This window comes from Pseudomonas sp. MWU318, from assembly GCF_016756945.1.
Classification (GTDB): Bacteria; Pseudomonadota; Gammaproteobacteria; order Pseudomonadales; family Pseudomonadaceae; genus Aquipseudomonas; species Aquipseudomonas putida_A.
The window spans coordinates 804,808-826,689 of record NZ_JAESJL010000001.1 but is presented as its reverse complement, the minus strand read 5'-3'; the positions used below and the strand labels follow the sequence as shown (position 1 = coordinate 826,689).

The 21,882-nt window shown below is 57.5% G+C and carries 25 protein-coding genes; 13 read left to right on the top strand and 12 right to left on the bottom strand.

Features of this window, described 5'->3' with window-relative positions; all coding sequences use genetic code 11:
- Positions 1 to 2: 2 nt before the first annotated feature.
- The 9 genes from JN524_RS03455 (at position 3) to JN524_RS03420 (ending at position 4,684) form a co-directional block, all read left to right on the top strand.
- Complete coding sequence (locus JN524_RS03455; protein WP_202368478.1) at positions 3 to 431, top strand: hypothetical protein; 429 nt, start codon at positions 3 to 5, stop codon at positions 429 to 431.
- 155 nt (positions 432 to 586) lie between these two features.
- On the top strand, positions 587 to 895 hold the full coding sequence (locus tag JN524_RS27235; protein WP_337248645.1) for a transposase: 309 nt from the start codon (positions 587 to 589) through the stop codon (positions 893 to 895).
- 21 nt (positions 896 to 916) lie between these two features.
- On the top strand, positions 917 to 1,243 hold the full coding sequence (locus JN524_RS27230; protein WP_237402921.1) for a hypothetical protein: 327 nt from the start codon (positions 917 to 919) through the stop codon (positions 1,241 to 1,243).
- Between the two features lie 55 nt (positions 1,244 to 1,298).
- Positions 1,299 to 1,868 (top strand): hypothetical protein, encoded by a 570-nt coding sequence (locus JN524_RS03445; protein ID WP_202368477.1) that lies wholly within the window; start codon positions 1,299 to 1,301, stop codon positions 1,866 to 1,868.
- 81 nt (positions 1,869 to 1,949) lie between these two features.
- Positions 1,950 to 2,342: a VENN motif pre-toxin domain-containing protein gene (locus JN524_RS03440; RefSeq protein ID WP_272929671.1), complete on the top strand. Its 393-nt coding sequence runs from the start codon at positions 1,950 to 1,952 to the stop codon at positions 2,340 to 2,342.
- Between the two features lie 52 nt (positions 2,343 to 2,394).
- The gene (locus tag JN524_RS03435) at positions 2,395 to 3,111 is read left to right on the top strand and encodes a hypothetical protein (RefSeq protein WP_202368475.1); all 717 of its coding nucleotides are present in this window, start codon (positions 2,395 to 2,397) and stop codon (positions 3,109 to 3,111) included.
- Positions 3,108 to 3,461: a DUF596 domain-containing protein gene (locus tag JN524_RS03430; RefSeq protein ID WP_202368474.1), complete on the top strand. Its 354-nt coding sequence runs from the start codon at positions 3,108 to 3,110 to the stop codon at positions 3,459 to 3,461. The genes JN524_RS03435 and JN524_RS03430 overlap by 4 nt, the downstream gene beginning before the upstream one ends.
- A 142-nt stretch (positions 3,462 to 3,603) precedes the next feature.
- Positions 3,604 to 4,188 carry a hypothetical protein gene (locus JN524_RS03425; protein WP_202368473.1) on the top strand — a complete coding sequence of 195 codons (585 nt, stop codon included), beginning with the start codon at positions 3,604 to 3,606 and terminating at the stop codon, positions 4,186 to 4,188.
- Between the two features lie 187 nt (positions 4,189 to 4,375).
- Entirely contained in the window at positions 4,376 to 4,684 is a 309-nt protein-coding gene (locus JN524_RS03420; protein WP_202368472.1) for a hypothetical protein, read from the top strand.
- A gap of 92 nt (positions 4,685 to 4,776) precedes the next feature.
- On the opposite strand, the gene JN524_RS03415 is transcribed toward JN524_RS03420, so the two are convergent.
- The gene (locus tag JN524_RS03415) at positions 4,777 to 5,820 is read right to left on the bottom strand and encodes an LLM class flavin-dependent oxidoreductase (RefSeq protein ID WP_202368471.1); all 1,044 of its coding nucleotides are present in this window, start codon (positions 5,818 to 5,820) and stop codon (positions 4,777 to 4,779) included.
- A 139-nt stretch (positions 5,821 to 5,959) separates the two neighbouring features.
- Positions 5,960 to 6,445: a flavin reductase family protein gene (locus tag JN524_RS03410; RefSeq protein ID WP_003225754.1), complete on the bottom strand. Its 486-nt coding sequence runs from the start codon at positions 6,443 to 6,445 to the stop codon at positions 5,960 to 5,962.
- 323 nt (positions 6,446 to 6,768) lie between these two features.
- Between JN524_RS03410 and JN524_RS03405 the strand changes: the two genes are divergently transcribed.
- On the top strand, positions 6,769 to 8,190 hold the full coding sequence (locus JN524_RS03405) for a purine-cytosine permease family protein (protein ID WP_202368470.1): 1,422 nt from the start codon (positions 6,769 to 6,771) through the stop codon (positions 8,188 to 8,190).
- Positions 8,191 to 8,488: 298 nt separating this feature from the next.
- Positions 8,489 to 9,589, top strand: coding sequence for a polyamine ABC transporter substrate-binding protein (locus JN524_RS03400; protein WP_007960451.1), 1,101 nt, complete (start codon positions 8,489 to 8,491; stop codon positions 9,587 to 9,589).
- A 90-nt stretch (positions 9,590 to 9,679) separates the two neighbouring features.
- Here JN524_RS03400 and JN524_RS03395 read toward each other — a convergent pair whose 3' ends face one another.
- The 3 genes from JN524_RS03395 to JN524_RS03385 all read right to left on the bottom strand — a co-directional run bounded on the left by JN524_RS03395 (position 9,680) and on the right by JN524_RS03385 (position 13,484).
- A complete protein-coding gene (locus JN524_RS03395; protein WP_202368469.1) occupies positions 9,680 to 10,657 on the bottom strand; it encodes a TerC family protein in 978 nt (325 codons plus the stop codon).
- A 186-nt stretch (positions 10,658 to 10,843) separates the two neighbouring features.
- Positions 10,844 to 12,556 (bottom strand): amidase, encoded by a 1,713-nt coding sequence (locus tag JN524_RS03390; protein WP_202368579.1) that lies wholly within the window; start codon positions 12,554 to 12,556, stop codon positions 10,844 to 10,846.
- A 139-nt stretch (positions 12,557 to 12,695) separates the two neighbouring features.
- Positions 12,696 to 13,484: an AraC family transcriptional regulator gene (locus JN524_RS03385; RefSeq protein ID WP_202368468.1), complete on the bottom strand. Its 789-nt coding sequence runs from the start codon at positions 13,482 to 13,484 to the stop codon at positions 12,696 to 12,698.
- Between the two features lie 85 nt (positions 13,485 to 13,569).
- Here JN524_RS03385 and JN524_RS03380 point away from each other — a divergent pair, with 85 nt between their 5' ends.
- On the top strand, positions 13,570 to 14,568 hold the full coding sequence (locus tag JN524_RS03380) for a bile acid:sodium symporter family protein (RefSeq protein WP_115989575.1): 999 nt from the start codon (positions 13,570 to 13,572) through the stop codon (positions 14,566 to 14,568).
- 98 nt (positions 14,569 to 14,666) lie between these two features.
- Here JN524_RS03380 and JN524_RS03375 read toward each other — a convergent pair whose 3' ends face one another.
- Both JN524_RS03375 and JN524_RS03370 read right to left on the bottom strand, forming a co-directional pair.
- Positions 14,667 to 14,861: a PLD nuclease N-terminal domain-containing protein gene (locus JN524_RS03375; protein WP_027613057.1), complete on the bottom strand. Its 195-nt coding sequence runs from the start codon at positions 14,859 to 14,861 to the stop codon at positions 14,667 to 14,669.
- 54 nt (positions 14,862 to 14,915) lie between these two features.
- Positions 14,916 to 15,530 (bottom strand): LuxR C-terminal-related transcriptional regulator, encoded by a 615-nt coding sequence (locus JN524_RS03370; RefSeq protein ID WP_202368467.1) that lies wholly within the window; start codon positions 15,528 to 15,530, stop codon positions 14,916 to 14,918.
- Positions 15,531 to 15,643: 113 nt separating this feature from the next.
- On the opposite strand from JN524_RS03370, the gene JN524_RS03365 reads away from it, so the two are divergent.
- Complete coding sequence (locus JN524_RS03365; RefSeq protein WP_202368466.1) at positions 15,644 to 17,269, top strand: ATP-binding response regulator; 1,626 nt, start codon at positions 15,644 to 15,646, stop codon at positions 17,267 to 17,269.
- 1 nt (position 17,270) lies between these two features.
- Here the strand turns inward: JN524_RS03365 and yecR are convergent, their stop codons facing one another.
- From yecR to JN524_RS03340, 5 genes are all read right to left on the bottom strand, one after another.
- Entirely contained in the window at positions 17,271 to 17,579 is a 309-nt protein-coding gene (yecR, locus tag JN524_RS03360) for a YecR family lipoprotein (protein WP_202368465.1), read from the bottom strand.
- Between the two features lie 33 nt (positions 17,580 to 17,612).
- On the bottom strand, positions 17,613 to 17,927 hold the full coding sequence (locus tag JN524_RS03355) for a hypothetical protein (protein WP_027613061.1): 315 nt from the start codon (positions 17,925 to 17,927) through the stop codon (positions 17,613 to 17,615).
- A 184-nt stretch (positions 17,928 to 18,111) separates the two neighbouring features.
- On the bottom strand, positions 18,112 to 18,642 hold the full coding sequence (locus JN524_RS03350) for a phage infection protein (protein WP_202368464.1): 531 nt from the start codon (positions 18,640 to 18,642) through the stop codon (positions 18,112 to 18,114).
- 533 nt (positions 18,643 to 19,175) lie between these two features.
- On the bottom strand, positions 19,176 to 20,348 hold the full coding sequence (locus tag JN524_RS03345; RefSeq protein WP_202368463.1) for a cystathionine gamma-synthase: 1,173 nt from the start codon (positions 20,346 to 20,348) through the stop codon (positions 19,176 to 19,178).
- Positions 20,345 to 21,721, bottom strand: a complete 1,377-nt coding sequence (locus JN524_RS03340) for a pyridoxal-phosphate dependent enzyme (protein ID WP_098964290.1) — start codon at positions 21,719 to 21,721, stop codon at positions 20,345 to 20,347. Before JN524_RS03340 ends, JN524_RS03345 begins: the two co-directional genes overlap by 4 nt.
- Between the last annotated feature and the right edge of the window lie 161 nt (positions 21,722 to 21,882).

Here is a 21,882-nt window from a genome sequence, read left to right as displayed (position 1 = left end):
AAATGTTTTTACATGATCGGTTTTGTGAGTTTCGGAGTCGTTCATTTTATTTGGATGGGGAGCGAGTCTGTGATGTTTTGGTGTTTTTCTTTCGGCTGGAAAGTTGTGGCTGGGTTTCCATGAGTATCGGAGAAGGTGTGGCCGTTTTTTCAACCGAATTGCCAAAGTCGGAGTTTCAGTTGAATGGTGTTGTTGGTGGGGATGTCGATTATCCAGTTTTAAATCTTGATATTTTGGATTCGTATGTTGGAAGGAAAATCATGAATATATATGAGTACCGAATTAAAGATGTGGCTGAAGGGTGTGTGGGTATGTACTTTGACTGTGGTGCCGGTGGGTTTAGTGTGTTGGAGTGCGATGGCTGTCTGTCATTTTTTAACGATGTACGTGATTTGGGGGTTGAAGTTTCATTGGTTAAGCTGTCGCTGTAAAAGGGTAAGTGGGGACAGACCACGTTTTATATAATTGGCTGAAACAATACGTAAAATTTTGCCGTCATTTGAGTCTTGCGGCGCGCTAAGCTTTCAGTTCGACCAATTGAAAGGACTCATTGATGCCGCGTAGATCCTGAGTTTTGATACCAGGCGTGCCACTGCACTTGATTCAACGAGGAAATAATAGATCCGTTGTTTTTTTCGAGGAAGACTACCTTTTTTACCTGGAGCTTTTGGCCGAACAGGCGCCTAAAAGTAATTGTGATATTCATGCGTGGTGCCTAATGACTAATCATGTTCATTTGTTAGTCAGTCCTCATCATGCCAACAGCGCAAGCCTGCTGATGAAAGGTGTTGGCCAGAGATACGTCCAATATATAAATCGTACGTATGGTCGCAGCGGAAATTTGTGGGGAGGCCGGTATCGTTCCTGCCTTGTTGAGGGTGAACGATATTTGTAGTGCTGTTATCGATACATCGAAATGAATCCCGTTAGAGCGAAAATGGTAATTCATTCGGCAGAATATCGCTGGTCAAGTTACCGTGTTAATACACAATCAGAACCCTCTCACATTGTTACCCCTCATGAACAGTATTTGACGCTTGGAGGCTGGGGCGGGCACCCGGCGGATGCTTATCGCGAACTGTTCAAAAATGACTTAGAGTCAGAATTGGTTGACCAGATTCGTGACGCGACCAATGGAACTAATGTTTCTGGCGGTTCAAAATTTGCTGTTGAGGTCGAGACAATGATCGGTCGCCGCGTGCAGCGGGGGAGCCCGGGACGGCCGAAAAAGTCGACCAGCTAGTGAAAACGTGGTCTGTCCCCGTTTTACCCCCAAAATCCGATTTAAGGTTGAGTAAATGAGCCTATCAAAAGTGGAATTTAAAGAAGTGAATCGGATAACGGCAGCGTTATCGAGGCACCTTGATTTGGAGAAAGATCTTCCTGCGATGGTCTTTCTTGATTCAGGGCTTGAGTATTATTTTTTTGAAAGGCCAATACTAAGTACTACTGATGTTCTCAGTGAATTGGTTTGCTTGAACTATGAAGTTTTCTCGACAGACGTATTCGCCTTGTTCAGCGCACCTCCTGGCTTGTGCTACCTTTTCGATGGGAGCAATGTCGATGAAGGTATCGAAGTCTTGAATTCTGGCTTCCGGGATTTTTTCAAAGGCACTGCGGATTATCCGATGATCGTCGGTAATCTGGGGTTTGATTGGCTATTGTTTGAAAGCGCTTACGAAGAGTTTGGTGTGCTGGCTCTGAGTAAGGCCAATGCCAAGTTAGAATTTTCTGAGGGCGTAGGGCGTAACTTGATTCGTTCCAAAGAGTTTCGAGCCCTTAAAGGTCGCGATGGAACTTTGGACACAATCATTGATGCGTTTCATGATTATTTCAATGATGAAGGTGGGCGGATCCCGTTCGAATAAAACATACCTGTGACCTCAGGTAGAGTTTCCAGTTTATTGAAGGTAAACGGGGACAGACCACGTTTAGAAAGCACTCCGAAAATGTGGTCTGTCCCCGTTAACCCTCCGGGTGCGGACCAGGCAAAAGCCAATTTGTTGGCGATGTCCCAGTTGATCGCCGTGCTTTCTGCAGTGGTTGCGGGCACCGACCCGAACATCGCAGCGAATATTGCTGCAACCGCAACCCAGTACAATTTCCTGTCTCACTCGGATCTTGAGCGAGCAGCGAAGGAGATGATCAACTGCGGAAGTGACTCTACCTGCGCAAACAAGGCTTATGGCGAGTACCACGAACTGAGCCAGAAGCAGGATATCGAGGCGGTTGCAAAGGGTGCGGCCGACCCTGGTCAGTGCGCCACGTTCTCCAGTCTGGTTGCGGAAGCAGAGGCTAAAAACCCAGAAACTCAAGGACCTGGCGGCCTCTGCATCGCCTGAAGCGGCGCATTTTTTTGATCTGTAGATTACCGAGAACAATGGCTTCCAGAACATGTTGGCCGGTATTACCGCTGGCCATACCGTCGCGGCCATTGCCGATACGCTAGTCCAGACACTTGGTATCAGTCACGAAATGGCGACGGCGGCCGTCGAAGGCTTAGCGATGAGCGTGTCCGCGATCGGGCCGACAATCAAGGTGCCTGGAGGGGGCAAAGGCGGGAAAGGAGGGACGAAGGACGGTGCTGCCGACACGAAGGAAGGGCCCGGTGCAAAAGGTAGCTCGATAGTTGATGCTGAGAAAGATGCACTAGACCGAATAGCGCAGAACCCCAAAGGCCCTGATTTAACAGGTAAGCAGCCCGGGGCAATTCTACAGCAGCAATCTGATAACCGAATTAGCGATCTTGCATTGCAGTACAATAATTCAAGTCTTCAACCAAAGGATTTTCAATTGAGTATAGGAGGAAGGACGCTCCAAGCTGACCCTTATCTCAGTGTTGGTGCGCCTGTTTATTCTGGCACTACGACATCAGATGTAATGAGCTATTTTAGACAGTTGACAGGAACTGAATATATGCCAGTCGTAAAGTCGATTCCCGGGAAAGGGGATGTTTATGCTGCAACGATTACTTCTGGAGCTAACGCAGGTAGCAAAATTACGTTGAGGAATTTCTCGAACTCAACTCAACAGTCAGGCGCAGCTTGGACCATAGATGTAATAAATCCGTCTATTAATGCTGGGAAACGAATCGAGATTAAATTCAAATGAATATAGATTTTTTGTACTCAGCTATTCTAAGTAGCTCCTTCGGTCTATCAATTGGATCGATTTGGCAGCACTTAAGTGTGGAAATTTCGCACTTGAAAATAAGTAATGAAGAAAGAGCGGAAATTTTTCTCGAATTACTGAGGCGTCTAATGCTCGAAGGGCATTTAAAGCTGGCGTCAGATGGAAATTATCTCTCTGGTAGTATTGATGAGCAAATTAGTATCATTGCACTCGCATGGCCTGTTCACCCTGAGGAGGATGAACTTGATGGTTTTGGATTTTGGTTTTTAACTACCGTTCCGGTTGGAGTAGTATGGTTTACCTCCGCTGGCCAGGAGATATGGACATAATTTATCTAGGTTAGTTGGTGCAAAAGGCGACGGTGGTGGCGGCACAAAAGGTGGGTAAATGGGGACAGACCACGTTTAGAAAGCACTCCGAAAATGTGGTCTGTCCCCGTTTTCCTTCCCCGTTTTCCTAAGAGTTTGATAAATGACCGTAAATGAAGTGATTTTTGACGATCTGTGGGACGGCGAAAAAAGTATCTGTTTTTTTGTTCATTCTGAAAAATGCTTCTGGGTTGTGGATGAAAAAGAGAATTTTACTTTGGATATGGATATCAGTCTCAGTGCCTCTCTGAAAAGTGGAGAAATTCAAAAGGAACAATATGAAAAGTTTCGCCAAAACTACAGGGGAGGGCTTGCGCAGTTGACTTCGGAGAATTTTCCGAAGTACCTTGATCTTTCGCGAGAGAAAATACTATCGTCGTTGGATTTGCAGGGCTTTGTTGGGGCGGATGAAACTGTCTTTGGGGCAATTGAGAGTTACTACCTGACAGGTAAAGGTTTGAGCGCCGATTTGTATAAATTGGCCAACGTTGTTAGTTCGCGCCTTCCAACTTTCTATATAAATTTTGATCGAAAGATATTTATGCATATGGATGAAGGTCGGTTTCACGAGGAATATGTTTATGCGGGTTGGACCTCTGAGTGCTATGATTTTAGTTTTCTGATTCCCGTCCGTGAGAGATACTGGATAGTGGATGGCAGGGACTATTGGAAGTTACGCTTTGTATGATCGTAGGCAGGTGGCTGTTGAGTTGCATGGCTACATACCTTGGAAAAGGGTAAATGCGGACAGCCTACGTTTGGAAAGCCCTCCGAAAATGTGGTCTGACCCCGTTAGCCACATTAACCCAGCCCCCGTTAACCCAAATTTTCGAGTGCGCAGGACGTTTGGGATCATATCGTTAAAAGAACTATCGATGCCTATTACAAGTAAATCAATAATCAACTGGCTATTCAAATACCGTGATGGGGTGGGGGTGGGTCTATTACTCGCAGCACTACTCAATGGCTACTTTCAGTTCAATGGCAACTGGGGGCGTTTTTTTACGATATTTGCTGTTCAGTTATGGTTTGCTCAAGGTGTTTATAATTATTTAAGAGGGGCAACGGTCGCCATTGCGCCCGGTGGATTAGGCCCGGATGCTGACCCCGCCGGGCGGGCGGTATTGGCAAGTTTTGCGTTCTTTTTATATGCGATATTTTTCTTTGCGGATTATCAATACTGAATTGTGGATTTCAAAATTTCTTTTGATATTCGAACTGTTTCGGAGATACCTATAAAAAAACCGGGCTGATGCCCGGTTTTTTACAAGTCAGCTCACCGAAACGCCGGCACCACATCCCTGATAAACAACTCCAGCGATTTCTTCTTCTCCGCATGCGGCAAGCTGTTGTCACACCAGAAACTGAACTCATCCACCCCCAGTTCCTGGTAATACTTGATCCGCGGAATAATCTCCTCCGGCGTACCAATCATCGCCGTCTTGTGCAGGCTCTCCAGCTCAAACTCCGGACGCCCGGCAAACTTCTCTTCCGGGCTCGGAGCGAGGAAGCCGTTGACCGGTGTTTCCTTGTTGCCGAACCACGCATCGAAGGTGCGGTAGAACCGTGAGATCGCTTTCGCGCCGATTTTCCAGCCGTCCGGATCGTCCGCCGAGTGCACGTGGGTGTGACGCAGCACCATCAGTTGCGGACGCGGCACATCCGGGTTTTTATCCAGCGCAGTCTGGAACTTGTTCTTCAGGTCGACGACTTCTTCGTCGCCCTTCATCAGCGGCGTGACCATCACGTTGCAGCCGTTGGCCACCGCGAAGTTGTGCGAATCCGGGTCGCGGGCGGCGATCCACATTGGTGGGTTCGGCTTTTGGATCGGTTTTGGCACGCTGGTCGAGGTGGGGAATTTCCAGATGTCGCCGTCGTGGGCGTAGTCGCCTTGCCACAGGGCGCGGACTACCGGAACCATTTCGCGCAGGGCCTGGCCGCCGCTGGAGGCGGGCATGCCGCCGGCCATGCGATCGAATTCAACCTGATAGGCGCCACGGGCCAGGCCGACTTCCATGCGTCCGTTGCTGATGACGTCGAGCAGGGCGCATTCACCGGCCACCCGCAGCGGGTGCCAGAACGGTGCGATGATGGTGCCGGCGCCGAGGTGGATGGTGGTGGTTTTGGCGGCGAGGTAGGCCAGCAGTGGCATCGGGCTCGGCGAGATCGTGTATTCCATCGCGTGGTGTTCGCCGATCCACACGGTGCTGAAACCGCCGGCCTCGGCCATCAGGGTCAGTTCGGTCAGGTCTTCGAACAGTTGGCGGTGGCTGACGCTTTCGTCCCAGCGTTCCATGTGGATGAACAGGGAAAATTTCATGACGCTTCCTCGGATCTTTTGTTATTGAGGCTACAAAACCTGTAGGAGTGAGCCTGCTCGCGATAGCGGTGTGTCAGCAAACACATCGACATCTGATAAACCGCTATCGCGAGCAGGCTCACTCCTACAGTAATTCCGTTCAGGCCAGAACGGGCAGGGCGCCCATCTTGCCGTGGCAATACACCAGCGGCCCGGTGTGCTGCTCCGGGACGATCAGGTTCTTCACCGCGCCGACCATGATCGCGTGGTCACCACCTTCGTATTCGCGCCACAACTCACACTCGATGATAGCTGTCGCATTGGCCAGGATCGGGTTGCCCAACTCGCTCAACGTCCATTCGATGCCCTGCGCCTTGTCCTTGCCTTTGCGGGCGAAGGCGTAAGCCTCGCTCTGTTGGCCGCCGGACAGAACGTGGATCGCGAAACGCTTGTTCTTGATCAGCACAGGGTAGGAGTCGGAGCTGTAGTTGGGGCAGAACAGCACCAGCGCCGGATCCATCGACAGTGAGCTGAAGGCGCTGGCAGTGAGGCCAACGATCTGGCCGTCATCGTCCAGCGTGGTGATGACAGTGACGCCGGACGGAAACGAGCCCATGACTTGTTTGTAGATGGCAGCATCGATCATTGGACGGTCCTCGGGTGTTGTGACGCGATTTTTATGTGTTTGTTGGTCTGATGGTATACCAGTATTTTTTCTTTGCAAGGGCTTTTAGGCTGAACCGATAAACGTGGTGCTTTCGTCGGAAACTCAGCGTTTATTGGGCTTTCGGCTGGCCTGCAGGCCGCAGTATCAGTGAGGATGGTGGATCAGATAGCGCCGTAAACTAAGTATCAGTCTTGTGAAATGTTTGGAATACCATAATATGGTCTGCATCTGAGGGGCGACCCAGAGTTCCCCCGGTTTGGCTTCATACAAAGATAAGAACAGACAAACTCGAGTTCATGCATATGTCCCAGATGTCCCGGCAAGATCCGTTGATCGAGAATCACACGGTCGACTACGTCCCACTCGCGGAACGCCACGGGAAGGCCCGCGACCTTTTCACCTTATGGTTCAGCACCAACATCGCGCCACTGCCCATCGTCACCGGCGCCATGGTGGTTCAGGTGTTCCATCTCGACTTGCTCTGGGGCCTGCTGGCGATTGCGCTGGGGCACCTGATCGGCGGCGTGGTGATCGCACTGGCCTCGGCGCAGGGGCCGCGCATGGGCATTCCGCAAATGGTTCAGAGTCGTGGTCAGTTCGGGCGGTACGGCGCACTGCTGATCGTGTTTTTTGCGGCGCTGATCTACATCGGTTTCTTCATTTCCAACATCGTGCTGGCCGGTAAATCGATTGTCGGCATCGCACCGGCGGTACCGGCACCGTTGAGCATTCTGATCGGCGCACTGGCGGCCACGGCGATTGGCGTGATCGGCTACAACTTCATCCACACGCTGAACCGCATCGGCACCTGGGTGATGGGCAGCGCGCTGCTCGCCGGTTTCATCTACATCTTCGCCCACGACTTGCCGGCAGACTTCCTGACGCGTGGCAGCTTCAACTTGTCGGGCTGGCTGGCGACGGTGTCGCTGGGGATCATCTGGCAGATCAGCTTCTCGCCGTACGTGTCCGATTATTCGCGTTACCTGCCGGCGGATATCGGCATCGCCAAACCGTTCTGGGCCACTTATCTGGGCGCGACGCTGGGGACGATTCTGTCGTTCAGCTTTGGCGCGGTGGCGGTTCTGGCGACGCCGGAAGGCACCGAAGCGATGGCGGCGGTCAAGCAGTCCACCGGGTGGCTGGGGCCGATTCTGATGGTGCTGTTCTTGCTCAACATCATCAGCCACAACGCGTTGAATCTGTACGGCGCGGTGCTGTCGATCATCACCTCGATCCAGACCTTCGCCAGCCAGTGGACGCCAAGCATCAAGGTGCGCGTGCTGTTGTCGAGCGTGGTGCTGGCGGGTTGCTGCGTGGTGGCGCTGGGTGCTTCGGCGGATTTCATTTCGCAGTTCATCGGACTGATTCTGGCGTTGCTGCTGGTACTGGTGCCGTGGGCGTCGATCAATCTGATTGACTTCTACCTGATCAAGCGCGGCGCGTATGACATCAGCTCGATTTTCCGCGCGGACGGCGGTATTTACGGGCGCTTCAATCTGCACGCGATCATTGCCTACTTCATCGGGATCATTGTGCAACTGCCGTTCGCCAATACGTCGCTGTACGTCGGGCCGTACGCCAATCTGGTCGATGGCGCCGACCTGTCGTGGCTGTTCGGCCTGGTGGTGACGGTGCCGCTGTATTACTGCCTCGCCACACGTGGGCAGACGCAGAAGCAACGTGGCGAGGGGATTTATCCCCGATCGACTGCGAAGCAGTCGTGAAATCAGCGAGTGCGGCCCCCTTTGAGATATAAAGGGGGCCGCTTCGCGTCCCATCGGGGATAAATCCCCTCACCACAAGTGATGTTTGCCAAGCCCTTGTGCATTCCAGTGGTCATTCAAATTGGCCATTTCGATCCCCTTTTGGCCCATCACCCACTGTGCCGCGCCCCCGCGGTCGGCAAGAATCAAAGCCATAACTAAACGCTGGACTTTGCTTGCCCTTGGCTACCTTTACAGCCGCTGCCGTGTACAGAACATAAAAACCATCGATCTCACGTCGCATTCCGGGGAAACAACCATGGTCACGATGAAACGCATTCTGGGTGCCACCGTGTGTGGGCTGACGCTGCTGGCCAGCGCGGTACACGCCGAACAGCGCGAGCTGCGGGTCTACAACTGGGCGGATTACATCCTGCCGTCGGTGCCCAAGGATTTCGCCGCGAAGACCGGCATCAAAGTGACCTGGGACACTTTCGACACCAACGAATCGCTGGAGGCCAAGTTGCTCACCGGCAACTCCGGTTACGACCTGGTGGTGCCGTCGAACCAGTTCATCGACACCCAGATCAAGGCCGGTGTGTTCCAGAAACTCGACAAGTCGAAACTGCCGAACTGGAGCCATCAGGATCCGGCGCTGCTCAAGTTGCTCGACGCCAATGACCCTGGCAACCAGTACGGCGTGCCCTACATGTACGGCACGGTGTTGATCGGCTTCAACCCGGCCAAGGTCAAGGCCGCATTGGGCGACAATGCGCCGGTGGACAGTTGGGATCTGGTGTTCAAGCCCGAGAACATGGAGAAGCTCAAATCCTGCGGCGTGGCGATGCTCGACTCGCCGTCGGAAATTCTGCCGCTGGCCCTGCATTACCTCGGCCTCGACCCGAACAGCCAGAACCCGGCCGACTATGAAAAGGCCAAGGACCTGATGCTGAAGATTCGTCCGTACGTGACCTACTTCAACTCAGCCAAGTACATGACTGACATCGCCAACGGCGACATCTGCGTGGCCATCGGTTACTCCGGCAGCTTCTACCAGTTCGGCAACCGCGCGAAAGAGGCAGGCAACGGTGTGGTGGTCGACTGGCGTTTGCCGAAGGAGGGCGCGCCGATCTGGTTCGATACCTTTGCCATTCCGAAGAGCGCGAAGAATGTCGAAGAGGCGCATGAATTCCTCAACACCTTGCTCGATCCGAAAGTCATTGCGCCGATCAGCGACTTCCTCGGCTACCCGAACGTGAACAAGGATTCGATGCCGCTGGTGAACAAAGACATCACCGCCAACCCGAACCTGACGCCAACGCCTGAAGCCCTGAAAACCCTCTACGTGGTCCAGCCACTGCCGCAAAAACTCGAACGCGTACGCACGCGGGTGTGGACCAGCATCAAGTCCGACAAGTAACCCCCCCCTGTAGGAGCTGCCGAAGGCTGCGATCTTTTGATCTTGTTTTTCCAGGAGACAACGCCAAAAGATCGCAGCCTGCGGCAGCTCCTACAGAGATTGGGTTTGGTCTTCCTTGCGGGTGACGATCAGGCTCAACACCACCGACCCCAGAATCACCCCGCCCACCACCGCCAGCGACCATTCCACCGGCATGTGAAACCACGGCATCAGCGTCATCTTGCCGCCGATGAATACCAGCACGATCGCCAGTCCGTACTTGAGCAAATGAAAGCGGTCGGCCATGTCGGCCAGCAGGAAGTACAACGCCCGCAGGCCCATGATCGCGAAGATATTCGAGGTGAACACGATGAACGGATCGGTAGTGACCGCGAAGATCGCCGGGATGCTATCGACCGCAAACATCAGGTCGCTGGCCTCGATCAGCACCAGTACCAGAAACATCGGCGTGGCCCAGCGCACACCGTTCTGCAGCACGAAAAAGCGCTCGCCGTGAAAGCCCTGGGTGATCCGCATGTGCCCGCGCACCCAGCGCAGCAGCGGGTTTTTGTCGAGGTCCGGTTGCTGCTCGGCGAACATCAGCATCTTGATCCCGGTGATGATCAGGAACACCCCGAAGGCATACAACAGCCACTCGAACTGCGACACCAGCCACACCCCGGCAAAGATCATCGCCGCGCGCATCACGATCGCCCCGAGTACGCCGTACAGCAGCACCCGGCGCTGCAATTCCGGTGGCACGGCGAAGTAGCTGAAGATCATCACGAAGACGAACATGTTGTCGATCGACAGTGATTGCTCGATCAAATAACCGGTGAGGAATTCCAGGGTCTTGCGCTGGGCAATTTCGGCGCCGAACTGGCCATTCAGATACCACCAGAGCAATCCGGCGAAAGCCATGGCCAGTGCGCACCAGGCGATCACCCAACAGGACGCTTCCCGCACTGAAACGCGGTGCGCCTTGCGTCCGCCAAAGACGAACAGATCCAGTGCAAGCATGGCGAGAACGAAGACGATAAACGCGCCCCACATCCATGGTTCGCCGATATTGATATTGGTGGTTGGCATGGCTCGCTCCCTGGCTTTTATTGAATTAGGGTCAGGCAGGGCCATGCTAGCGGCGAGTTTGGTTGTAAGAAAAATCGCTTATTTCTTAGCGACAGTTCGGGAAAAGCGAAGTATCGCGATCAGAGAGGGGGAATAGCGGCGACGGGAATTGAGGCCTTTTGCGGCCTCAATCCCGTCCGTGTTCGTTTACTTGGCGGCAGTCAGCGCCGGAGTACGCGGCGGCACCTGACGCTTCGAACCGGCGGCTTCAAACGCCGAGGCCAGACGTAACAGGTTCGAGTCATCGTAGGCACGACCGGCGAAAGTCAGACCAACCGGCATGCCGATGTCGGCCATGATCCCCATCGGCACGGTGACAGTCGGCACGCCGAGGTGCCGGATCGCCAGATTGCCGTTGGCGACCCAGACACCATTGCTCCAGGCGATGTCTGCCGATTCCGGATTGATATCGGCATCCGCTGGGCCAACGTCGGCATTGGTCGGGAACAGCACCGCGTCGAGTTTCAGCGCATCCATCCAGTCTTCCAGATCAAGCTTGCGGGTCTTTTCCAGACCACGCAAGCCGTCGGGCAGGGTCGAAATCTGGTCCCACGGGGTGATGCCGCGTTGGGCCATGCGCACGTATTCGTCCATGCCGGCGGCCAGATCGCCTTCACGGTTGGGCAGGGTACCCGGGTCGTGCGGGAATATTTTCGGCCCGTCGACATCGGCCAGGCGATTGAGCTTCGGATCGTCGTTGGCGCGCAGGAAATCGTCGAAGGCCCAGGCCGACAGGTCCCACAGTTCGTGATGCAGGAATTCCTTGGAAACGATGCCGCGATTGAACACGGTCGGTGCTCCCGGACGGTCGCCTTCGCAGTTGGAGACCAGCGGGAAATCCACTTCGATGACTTCGGCGCCGGCCGTTTCCAGAGCAGCGCGGGCCTGTTTCCACAGGTCGATCACTGACGCACGAGTGTTGATGCGCTGCCCGGTCGGGCCGCCGATGCCAGGGGCTTCGCTGGTGCCGGCTTCGGGGTCGGCATTGATGTACATCTTCGGCACACCGAGGCGTTTGCCGGCCAGTGCATCGGACTTCACCGCCAGTTCGGCGTAGGACGCCGGGCGTACCGAGGCAACGCTCGGGATCGGCACCCACGGCTGCAGGCGCCACAGATCGCCACGGGTGTCGGTGTCTTCAGCAACCACTACGTCGAGCACTTCAAGCAGATCGGCCATGGTGCGGGCGTACGGCACCACCACGTCCATCGTCGGCGTCAGCGGCCAGTTGCCACGCACCGAAATCACCCCGCGCGACGGCGTATAGGCGCACAAACCATTGTTCGACGCCGGACCGCGACCGCTCGACCAGGTTTCTTCCGCCAGGCCGAACGCCGAAAAACTCGCGGCAGTGGCGGTGCCGGCACCGTTGGACGAGCCGGAGGCAAACGGCGCAGTCAGGTAGGCCGCGTTATACGGGCTTTCGGCGCGACCATAGACGCCACGCTGCATGCCGCCATTGGCCATCGGCGGCATGTTGGTCTTGCCCAGGCAAATGGCTCCGGCGGCACGCAGGCGTTCGATGGTGAAGGCGTCGCGATGCGCCACCAGATCGGCGAATGCCGGGCTGCCGGAAGCCGCGGTCAGACCCTTGACCAGATAGCTGTCCTTGGCGGTGTAAGGGATACCGTCGAGCGGGCCGAGGGTTTCGCCCTTGGCCCGGCGCGCGTCGGACGCCTGGGCTTCGGCCAGTGCTTGGGGATTACGCACCACCACGGCATTCAGTGCGGTGGCGGTGTTCGGGCCGTCATAGGCGTCGATCCGGGCCAGATAGGCCTGCACCAGTTCAACCGCGGTGGTCTGGCCGGCGTCGAGCGCCGCGCGTAATTGAGCAATGGAGACTTCAGTGACTTCGATCATGCTGTTACCGCCGACAGGTTCGCTAAAGGGGTGGGTCATTATGGTTATCGTCGAAACGTGTGAAGAATTACCGATGGTCGAAACTCTACCCTGAAGTTTGCCGAATGGCATGTGCTAATTCGATAAATATCGACAAAACTCAGCGAAAAAATTCCCCCGGTGTCTCGCCAAACTGTTGGCGGAAGGCTGCGATGAACGCCGAGGTCGAGTCATAACCGCAGGCCAGAGCCACGTCGGTGACGCGTTCGCCACGTTCCAGCGGGGTCAGTGCACCGAGCAATCGCAAGCGCTGACGCCAGGCACGGAAGGTCAGGCCGGTGTCGCGTAAAAACAGGCGGCTGAGGGTTTTTTCGGTGACGCCGAATTTTTCGCTCCAATGGTTCAGGGTGGTTTGCTGTTCCGGATGTTGCTCCAGGCTTTGATAGATCTGCCGCAGACGGCTGTCCTGCGGCAGCGGCAGCATCAGGTCGATCTGCGGCGCCTCGGCCAGTTGATCGAGGATCACCTGGGCCAACCGACCATGTGCGCCACCCTCGTCATATTCCACCGGGACCAGACTGAACGCGCGGATCAGTTCGCGCAGCAGATCGCTGACGCCCAACACATGACAACGTTCAAGCGCCCAGCCGGCCACGCTGCAATCGATGTACAGGCTGCGCATTTCCGTGTGCGGCGAGCTGAACACTCGGTGCGGCACGCCCGCCGGAATCCACACCGCGCGCTCCGGTGGCGCGACGAAACGCCCGGCGCCGGTCTGCACCTCAAGCACGCCTTGAATCGCGTACGACAATTGCACCCAGGGGTGACTGTGACGCCGGGTCAGTGCGCGATTGGGCAGCGATTCGGTGCGCCCGTACAGCGGACGGGGCAGGCTAGGCAACCCGGGAATGCTGCGCCGGAAGCTTTTCTCATGTCCTTTAGGCGGCATCTGTCGGCTCTTCGGCGTTAGTCGGTAATTTCTGCTCACGTTAGAGTCGCAGTCACGTACTGGCAACCCCCGGATGAACAAGCCCATGACTCGCCCAAGATTCCTGCCCGACAACTTCACCCTGACCCTGATCGGCGTCGTGCTGCTGGCCAGTTTTCTGCCGGCCAGCGGGCAGGTCGCGGTCGGGTTTGGCTGGCTGACCAATATCGCCATCGCGCTGCTGTTCTTCCTCCACGGCGCGAAACTGTCGCGTGAATCGATCATCGCCGGTGCCGGCCACTGGCGCCTGCATTTGTTGGTGTTCGGCCTGACCTTTGTGCTGTTCCCGATCCTCGGCCTGGCGCTGAAACCGCTGCTCTCACCGCTGATCGGCGACAAGCTATACATGGGCATGCTGTATCTCTGCGCGTTGCCGGCCACCGTGCAGTCGGCAATTGCCTTCACCTCGCTGGCCCGAGGCAATATCCCGGCGGCGATCTGCAGTGCGGCGGCGTCTAGCCTGTTCGGGATCTTTCTCACGCCATTGCTGGTGACGCTGCTGCTGAACGTGCACGGTGACGGCGGCTCGACCCTGGATGCGATCCTGAAGATCAGCGTGCAATTGCTGCTGCCGTTCATTGCCGGGCAGATCGCTCGGCGCTGGATTGGCGCGTGGGTCGGGCGCAACAAGAACTGGCTGAAGTTTGTCGATCAGGGTTCGATTCTGCTGGTGGTGTACGGCGCATTCAGCGAGGCGGTCAACGAAGGAATCTGGCATCAGATTCCGGTAGTCGATCTGCTGGGGCTGGTGGTGGTCTGCTGCATTCTGCTGGCGCTGGTGCTGCTGGCGTCGACCTTGCTGGGCAAGGCGTTCGGTTTCAGCCAGGAAGACCGCATCACCATTCTGTTCTGTGGTTCGAAGAAGAGCCTGGCCACTGGCGTACCGATGGCGCAGGTGTTGTTTGCCGGCAGCACGATTGGTGTGTTGATTCTGCCGCTGATGCTGTTCCATCAGATTCAATTGATGGTCTGCGCGGTGTTGGCGCAGCGCTATGCCAAACGGCCGGAATCGGTGCCGGAGCTGATGGCGCAGGTTGATCCGTAAACGCTGCATTCCCTGTAGGAGCTGCCGCAGGCTGCGATCTTTTGATCTTGAAAGTCAAAAGATCGCAGCCTGCGGCAGCTCCTACAGGGGGTTTTCTTTCAATCTTGAGTCACGTGTTTCGGCCCGGCCAGTGCCCAGGCAATCAGGCCAAACAACGGCACAAACACGATGGCGATAATCCACACGCCTTTGTTGCTGCCTTTGCCTGCGCTCTTGCGCACGCGGTTGATCGCCCACAATTCAACGATCACAAGAACGACGGCGAGTACGATCCAGACGGGTTCAATTTGCATGGGCTACCTCCTGATGGTCTTTCAGTTAGGTGACCCCAAGCGCGCAGGGTTCATTTAAATTGCGCCGCTGCCTCCCGAATATTTCACCGCAGCGGCCGCCCGCGACGGCACGTTCAGCGTGCGCAACAGCGACGACACATGGATGCGCACGGTGAACGGCGAAATATCCAGTTCCCGGGCGATTTCCTTGTTGGTCTTGCCTTGGGCGATCAGCCGCAACACATCCTGCTGACGCGGGGTGAGGGCGGTGCCGGTCTCCAGCGGCAGCAGCCCGGAAGGCGCGAACCTGACCAGCACTTCGCCTTCGCGGATCGCCAGAATCGCCTCGCCGATCTCATCCGGGGCGATGTTCTTGCCGATGAAACCGTCGATGCCGGCCGCCATCACTTCGCCGATCAATGCCTCGTCGTCGACCATCGACACCACGATCAGCGTGGTGCGCGGCAGTTTTCGGCGCAGTTCGGCGAGTTGGCTGATGCAGGTCAGGCCGGGGAAGCGCAGGTCGAGAATCAGTGTGTCCGGCTCGCTGCCGTCGGGCAGCAAGGCCAGCACGGCGTCGAGGTCGCCGGCCTCCTCGATAGTCGCCTCGGGCAGCAGGCGCTGCACGGTGCGCAGCATGGCCTCGCGAAACATCGGGTGATCGTCGGCTATGATGATGCGGCATGTCATGGCGTGACCCTCCCTGGATCAGCGTGGTTTACGGCATGCACCTTAGCACCGCAAGCGCAGATTGCCTGCCGACCGCTGCTGAATCTGACGACTGTCGCACAAGGACGTTGCCCATGAAGTTCGAAAAAAACACCGAGCTGGATCAGGCCAATCTGCGGATCATCATCGCCAGCATTGCCATGGTTTACATCTGCGTGCTCGGTGTTTTGCCGGGGCAGCGCTTCGATGTCTATCTGCCGGTGGTGATCTACATCGCGTTGTTTCTGCTGGCGTCGATTGTCTTGCGCCAGGCCATCGCGCGCTGGCCGGGGCATTACCCGGCGCGACGAATATTCGCGATGATCCACGATTACACCGGCACCTGTTTCGGCCTGGTGCTCGGCGGTGAAGCGGCGTTGCCGCTGTACGCGGTGATCATCTGGGTCAACCTGGGCAACGGCATGCGTTACGGCTCGCGCTATCTGGCGATTGCCACGGGGTTGGCGCTGCTGGCGTTGCTGGCGGTCTATCGGTTGACGCCGGTGTGGCAGGCGCAGCCGTACATGGTGCTGATGTTGATGCTCACCAGCACCGTGATTCCGTTCTACGCGCACTTGCTGCTGGAGCGCACGCGCAAGGCCTCCGAAGAGGCGGTCGCGGCCAATCTGGAGAAATCCCGGTTTCTCGCCCAGGCCAGTCACGATCTGCGTCAACCGATTCACTCCATCGGTCTGTTCACGGCGTGCCTGCGTGAGTCGCGGCTGGGCGAGCAGGAGCGGCAACTGGTCGACAACATCGACCGTTCGCTGCTCAACGTCTCGCAGTTGTTCCGTTCGATTCTTGACCTCTACACCCTCGACAACGGGCGCATTCTGCCGAGGCTGCAGGTGTTCAATCTCGGTGAGTGGCTGGCCGACCTGATCCGCCAGAACGCCGAGGCGGCACGCTGGGCCGGTGTGGAATTGCGTCTGCGCCGGTGCCAGCACTGGGTACAGAGCGATCCGGCGTTGCTCGCGACCATGGTGCAGAACGTGCTTTCCAATTGCTTCAAGTACGGCGCGCAACACCCGGTGCTGATCGGCGTGCGCAAACGCGGCACCGGGCTGGCCATCGTGATTTATGACCGTGGCAACGGCATTGCCGAGGAGCATCTGCCGAAGGTCTTCGAGGAGTTTTATCGAGTGCGTCAGGTGCGCGACAAGGACGTGGAAGGCGTCGGCCTCGGGCTGTCGATCGTCAAGCGTCTGGGGCAGTTGATCGGCGTCGATGTGGCCTTGCGCTCGCAGCTTGGGCGCGGCACGGCGGTCTCCCTGTATGGCTTGCCGGTGGCCGTGGCGCCGCAGTTGCCGGTCATGCGTGACGATGTGCGGCAGGCCGGCTTGTTGACCGGGTTGAAGGTGTGCCTGGTGGAGGATGATCGCAACGTCTTGCTGGCAACTTCGGCGCTGCTCGAGCGTTGGGGCTGCGTGGTGCAAGGCGAATTGAGCGGGCAGGGGCTGGTCACCGATTGCGACATCATCGTCGCCGATTACGATCTGGGTCCACATTCCACGGGCATCGAGTGCATTGACGAGGTGCGGCGCCAGCGTGGCTTTGCGTTGCCGGCGATGATCATCACCGGGCATGACATCGAGAAAATACAGGCGGCCTTGCACGACCGCCAAATTGCCATCCTGTCCAAACCAGTACGCCCGGCCGAGCTGCGCGCGACCTTGCGCAGCCTGCGCGACCGGCAAACCGAGCCGGCCGAGCAGGTTTGACTCAACGCTTGCAGAGGTAGTCCTGAGTGATGGTGGTTTGCAGGCAGTTGAACTGGCCCATGGTGCGGCAGATGTTTTTTTCTGAACCTGTCACCTCGGCGTTCTTGTAACCCCAGGTCTTGCAGCGCTCCATCGCCACAGTCAGGCCTTGCGCGGCGTTGGTCTGGCCGCTTTCAAACTGGCCCAATTCATAGGAGACCTGAACCACGCCGTCGTTCTTGCTGCCGCCGGTGGCTTCCCACTGTTTGGGCGTGGCGCAGCCGCTCAGGGCGAGGGCGGTGAGGGTGAGAGTTGCGATCAGGATTTTCATGATGGAACGTAGTCCTTTACCGGGGATGGGGGTTTACTGGAACGGAATCGGTGAGGCGCCTTTCGGCAGGCACGACAGCGGCGGGGTCATGATGCCCATGCTCGCCACGGCGATAATCGCGCCGCTGGGCAACTCGCAGTTGTACTCGCCGGCGGGGGTGTAGGCGGTGTAGTAGGTGAGGGTGCTGTCGCTGCGGATGTTGTCGATTTTCGACACCGGTTTACCGATGACCGTCTGGGCCCGTTCTTTCATGCTGGCTTCGGTAGGTTTGGCGGTCTGGCAGCCGCTGGCACCAAGCAGCAGAGCGCTGACGATGGCCACTTTGCACAAGTTGGAATGCAGTTTCATGGTGTTTCTTCCTTGGTGTTGTTCTGATTTCCAGGCACGACGATCCCGCGCACTGCACAGCGGCAATGTTGGGGAGCATCGGGGGTTGCGAGGGAATATAACGCCGGTGGGCGGGGCGGTCGATTAGCACAAATGTGCTAATGCAGCGGTGGGAGGGGCGACCCAACGGGTCGCCCCGCACCGATTACTGAGGGGAGTTGAACTGGTCGGAATAGCTGCCGGTCATCAGCGCCGAAGCGACGCGATCAGAACCGACGCCGACGCGTGAGTAGGCATAGCGATTGGCGCCGACCTTGTCGGTGCCGTCGGAAGCCAGTGCGCCTGCGCCGACGTGATCGGAGCCATCGGACGCCACTGCGCCAGCGCCGACATGATCAGAGCCATCGGACACCACTGCGCCTGCTCCGACATGATCGGAACCATCCGAGGCGACTGCGCCAGCCCCGACATGATCGGAACCATCCGAGGCGACTGCACCAGCCCCGACATGATCAGAACCGTCCGAGGCGACTGCGCCAGCGCCGACATGATCCGAACCGTCCGAGGCGACTGCTCCAGCACCGACATGATCAGAGCCATCGGACGCCACTGCACCAGCCCCCACATGATCCGAACCATCAGAGGCCACCGCTTGCGGCTGCGCAGCCCAAACCGTTGGCAACATCACGGTCGCCGCGACCGCAAGAATGGCGCCTGACAAAAGCGTGTGTTTCATGATTTTCTCCACGACCCATCAGCCACACAGCATTCGTTGGCCCGGGGTTGACCAAGTTGGCAATTGGCACGGGCGCGCTCGATGGGCGCACGGGTGTCGACGTTTTTGCATGAAACCGCGTTAGCGAACTGAAAAGTATAGATCGGCAAAATGCAGGCGCAGGTGCGACAACATGCAAGCGATAGTCGGTTAACTTCCTTGCACAGGGGCGCTTGAAGGAAATCAGTCTAAAAACACCGCCCGGGACTGGATGGCTTTTGCTAGCCTCAAAGGTGTAGGCGAAGACGCAGACTGATGCGCAAGCGGATAGCAAGGGGACGTGGGGCGCGTTCCGAAGGGTACACGGTTAGAAAGATCTCCGCGCTGAGATCCAGCCCTTATGCCGTGTGAGGCAGCAAAGCACCGCTCTTTTTCCATGGTTGCTTTTGTACTGTGAGAGGCCCGATAAACCTTGTAAGCCAGAGACCAGCACTGGCCGCCTACTCGAATAAACCAAAGCCCGCATTACTGCGGGCTTTGTCGTTGTTACGGCATCAGATTTTGGTCAGCGCGTACGCCAGATCAGCGCGCAGGTCTTCGAGATCTTCGACCCCCACCGACAGACGCACCAGGCCGTCGCCGATGCCCAGTTTGGCGCGGGTTTCAGCTGGAATGGTCGCGTGAGTCATGATCGCCGGGTGCTCAATCAGGCTTTCGACGCCGCCCAGGCTCTCTGCCAGGGCAAAGATCTTCACGTTTTCCAGAAAACGCCGTGCACCCTCCAGATCACTGTTCAGATCCACCGAGATCATCCCGCCAAAACCATGCATCTGCCGTTTGGCCAACTCATGCTGCGGGTGCGACGGCAGGCCCGGGTAGTAGACGCGTTTGACCTGCGGTTGCTGCTCCAGCCACTTGGCCAGTTCCAGCGCGTTGCTGCAGTGACGTTCCATGCGCAGCGCCAGAGTTTTCACCCCGCGCAGGGTCAGGAACGCATCGAACGGGCCGGAAATCGCGCCGACCGCGTTCTGCAGGAAGCCGAGTTTGTCCGCGAGTTCGGCATTCTGCCCAACCACCGCGATACCACCGATCACATCGGAGTGACCGTTCAGGTACTTGGTGCTCGAGTGCAGCACGATGTCGAAACCCAGCTCCAGCGGGCGCTGAATGTACGGGCTGGCAAAGGTATTGTCAGCGACGCTGATGATCCCGCGTGCGCGGCAGATGCGCGCAATCGCGGCCAGATCCGACAGGCTCAGCAGCGGGTTGGTCGGCGACTCGACAATCACCAGGCGGGTGTCATCCTGCAGCGCCGCTTCGAACGCCGCCAGGTCAGTCAGATCGACGTAGCTGAAACGATGCCCGGCACTGCGCTGACGGACCTTGTCGAACAGGCGGAACGTGCCGCCGTACAGGTCATTGCCGGAGATGACGTGCGAACCGGCATCGATCAGTTCGAGCACGGTGGAAATCGTCGCCAGCCCGGAAGCGAAAGCAAAGGCGCGGGTGCCACCTTCCAGATCTGCCACGCAACGCTCCAGCGCAAAACGCGTCGGGTTGTGCGAGCGCCCGTAGTCGAAGCCCTTGTGCACGCCGGGGCTGTCTTGCAGGTACGTCGAGTTGGCGTAGATCGGCGGCATCAGCGCGCCTGTGGTCGGGTCAGGCGTTTGCCCGGCGTGGATCACCCGGGTCGCGAAGCCTTGGGAATTCTTGTCGTGCTGACTCATGCGAGGGATCTCCGCAATTGGTTGAGCATGTCGGTGCGGGTAATCAGGCCGTGGAAGCCCGAAGCATCGGCAATGATCGCGACGAGGCCGCGACTGAGCACCGCTTCAAGCTCGGCAAGGTTGGCACCGGGGGCGAGGGTTTGCAGTTTGTCGGTCATCACGCTGGACACCGATTGACTGAAGCGCGCGGCGTCTTCGTGCACCGGCAGCAGAATGTCCGATTCATCGATCACGCCGACCAGTTGTTTGCCTTCAACCAGCACTGGCAATTGCGAAACATCCGCCAGGCGCATGCGCTGGAACGCGGTCAGCAGGGTGTCGTCGGGGCCGACGCTGATCACGCGGCCATCTTCGAAGCGCCGGGCGATCAGATCGCGCAGGTCGCCATAGCGCTTGCGCTGCAACAGGCCCTGATCGGTCATCCACTGGTCGTTGTAGACCTTTGACAGATAGCGCGTGCCGGTGTCGCAGACGAAGCTGACCACGCGTTTCGGCTCGGTCTGTTCGCGGCAATAACGCAGCGCGGCGGCGAGCAGGGTGCCGGTCGACGAGCCACCGAGAATGCCTTCGGCGCGCAGCAACTGGCGGGCGTGGTCGAAGCTTTCTTCATCGCTGATCGAGTAGGCGTGGCGCACGCTGCTGAGGTCGGTGATTGACGGAATGAAATCTTCGCCGATGCCTTCCACCGCCCACGACCCGGGCGTCGGCATGGTGCCGTCGCGGCTGTACTGAGCCATCACCGAACCGACCGGGTCGGCGAGGACCATTTGCAGATCCGGTTGTACCCGTTTGAAGAAGCGGCTCAGCCCGGTCAGTGTGCCGGCGGAACCGACGCCAACCACGATCGCGTCCAGATCATGCTCGGTCTGCGCCCAGATCTCCGGCGCGGTGCTGCACTCGTGTGCCAGCGGGTTGGCGGGGTTGTTGAACTGGTCGGCGAAGAACGCGCCGGGAATGTCTTTCGCCAGTCGTGCGGCCACGTCCTGGTAATACTCGGGGTGGCCCTTGCCGACGTCCGAGCGGGTGATGTGCACTTCGGCACCCATGGCTTTCAAGTGCAGGACTTTCTCGGTGGACATCTTGTCCGGGACTACCAGCACCACGCGGTAGCCTTTGGCCCGGCCGACCAGCGCCAGACCCAGACCGGTGTTGCCGGCGGTGGCCTCGACGATGGTGCCACCCGGTTGCAGGCGCCCGTCGCGTTCAGCGGCATCGATCATCGCCAGACCGACGCGGTCCTTGATCGAGCCGCCGGGGTTTTGTGATTCCAGTTTGAGAAACAGTGTGCAGAGGCCGGTATCGAAGCGGGTAACTTGTACCAGCGGCGTATTGCCGATCAGCCCAAGTACGGCAGGGCGTGAATCCTTTGACATTTCTTCACCTCTTGTAGTGGTGTTGATCGCGTTCCATTCGCGGGGAAAAGCTCGCGTGCAACATAGGCTTAGACATGATCCGTCGCAACCTTTAACCCGCCGCTGCGCCAGCCATTTCGATCTAACCATAGAACAGAATCGCAGCCTGCAACGGCGCGGGT

Bases quoted from the DNA above. Each gene is read 5' to 3' on its own strand.
- JN524_RS03455 (WP_202368478.1), top strand. From the start codon at position 3: ATGTTTTTACATGATCGGTTTTGTGAGTTTCGGAGTCGTTCATTTTAT.
- JN524_RS27230 (WP_237402921.1), top strand. From the start codon at position 917: ATGAATCCCGTTAGAGCGAAAATGGTAATTCATTCGGCAGAATATCGC.
- JN524_RS03445 (WP_202368477.1), top strand. From the start codon at position 1,299: ATGAGCCTATCAAAAGTGGAATTTAAAGAAGTGAATCGGATAACGGCA.
- JN524_RS03440 (WP_272929671.1), top strand. From the start codon at position 1,950: ATGTGGTCTGTCCCCGTTAACCCTCCGGGTGCGGACCAGGCAAAAGCC.
- JN524_RS03435 (WP_202368475.1), top strand. From the start codon at position 2,395: ATGTTGGCCGGTATTACCGCTGGCCATACCGTCGCGGCCATTGCCGAT.
- JN524_RS03430 (WP_202368474.1), top strand. From the start codon at position 3,108: ATGAATATAGATTTTTTGTACTCAGCTATTCTAAGTAGCTCCTTCGGT.
- JN524_RS03425 (WP_202368473.1), top strand. From the start codon at position 3,604: ATGACCGTAAATGAAGTGATTTTTGACGATCTGTGGGACGGCGAAAAA.
- JN524_RS03420 (WP_202368472.1), top strand. From the start codon at position 4,376: ATGCCTATTACAAGTAAATCAATAATCAACTGGCTATTCAAATACCGT.
- JN524_RS03415 (WP_202368471.1), bottom strand. From the start codon at position 5,820: ATGAAATTTTCCCTGTTCATCCACATGGAACGCTGGGACGAAAGCGTC.
- JN524_RS03410 (WP_003225754.1), bottom strand. From the start codon at position 6,445: ATGATCGATGCTGCCATCTACAAACAAGTCATGGGCTCGTTTCCGTCC.
- JN524_RS03405 (WP_202368470.1), top strand. From the start codon at position 6,769: ATGTCCCAGATGTCCCGGCAAGATCCGTTGATCGAGAATCACACGGTC.
- JN524_RS03400 (WP_007960451.1), top strand. From the start codon at position 8,489: ATGGTCACGATGAAACGCATTCTGGGTGCCACCGTGTGTGGGCTGACG.
- JN524_RS03395 (WP_202368469.1), bottom strand. From the start codon at position 10,657: ATGCCAACCACCAATATCAATATCGGCGAACCATGGATGTGGGGCGCG.
- JN524_RS03390 (WP_202368579.1), bottom strand. From the start codon at position 12,556: ATGATCGAAGTCACTGAAGTCTCCATTGCTCAATTACGCGCGGCGCTC.
- JN524_RS03385 (WP_202368468.1), bottom strand. From the start codon at position 13,484: ATGCCGCCTAAAGGACATGAGAAAAGCTTCCGGCGCAGCATTCCCGGG.
- JN524_RS03380 (WP_115989575.1), top strand. From the start codon at position 13,570: ATGACTCGCCCAAGATTCCTGCCCGACAACTTCACCCTGACCCTGATC.
- JN524_RS03375 (WP_027613057.1), bottom strand. From the start codon at position 14,861: ATGCAAATTGAACCCGTCTGGATCGTACTCGCCGTCGTTCTTGTGATC.
- JN524_RS03370 (WP_202368467.1), bottom strand. From the start codon at position 15,530: ATGACATGCCGCATCATCATAGCCGACGATCACCCGATGTTTCGCGAG.
- JN524_RS03365 (WP_202368466.1), top strand. From the start codon at position 15,644: ATGAAGTTCGAAAAAAACACCGAGCTGGATCAGGCCAATCTGCGGATC.
- yecR (WP_202368465.1), bottom strand. From the start codon at position 17,579: ATGAAAATCCTGATCGCAACTCTCACCCTCACCGCCCTCGCCCTGAGC.
- JN524_RS03355 (WP_027613061.1), bottom strand. From the start codon at position 17,927: ATGAAACTGCATTCCAACTTGTGCAAAGTGGCCATCGTCAGCGCTCTG.
- JN524_RS03350 (WP_202368464.1), bottom strand. From the start codon at position 18,642: ATGAAACACACGCTTTTGTCAGGCGCCATTCTTGCGGTCGCGGCGACC.
- JN524_RS03345 (WP_202368463.1), bottom strand. From the start codon at position 20,348: ATGAGTCAGCACGACAAGAATTCCCAAGGCTTCGCGACCCGGGTGATC.
- JN524_RS03340 (WP_098964290.1), bottom strand. From the start codon at position 21,721: ATGTCAAAGGATTCACGCCCTGCCGTACTTGGGCTGATCGGCAATACG.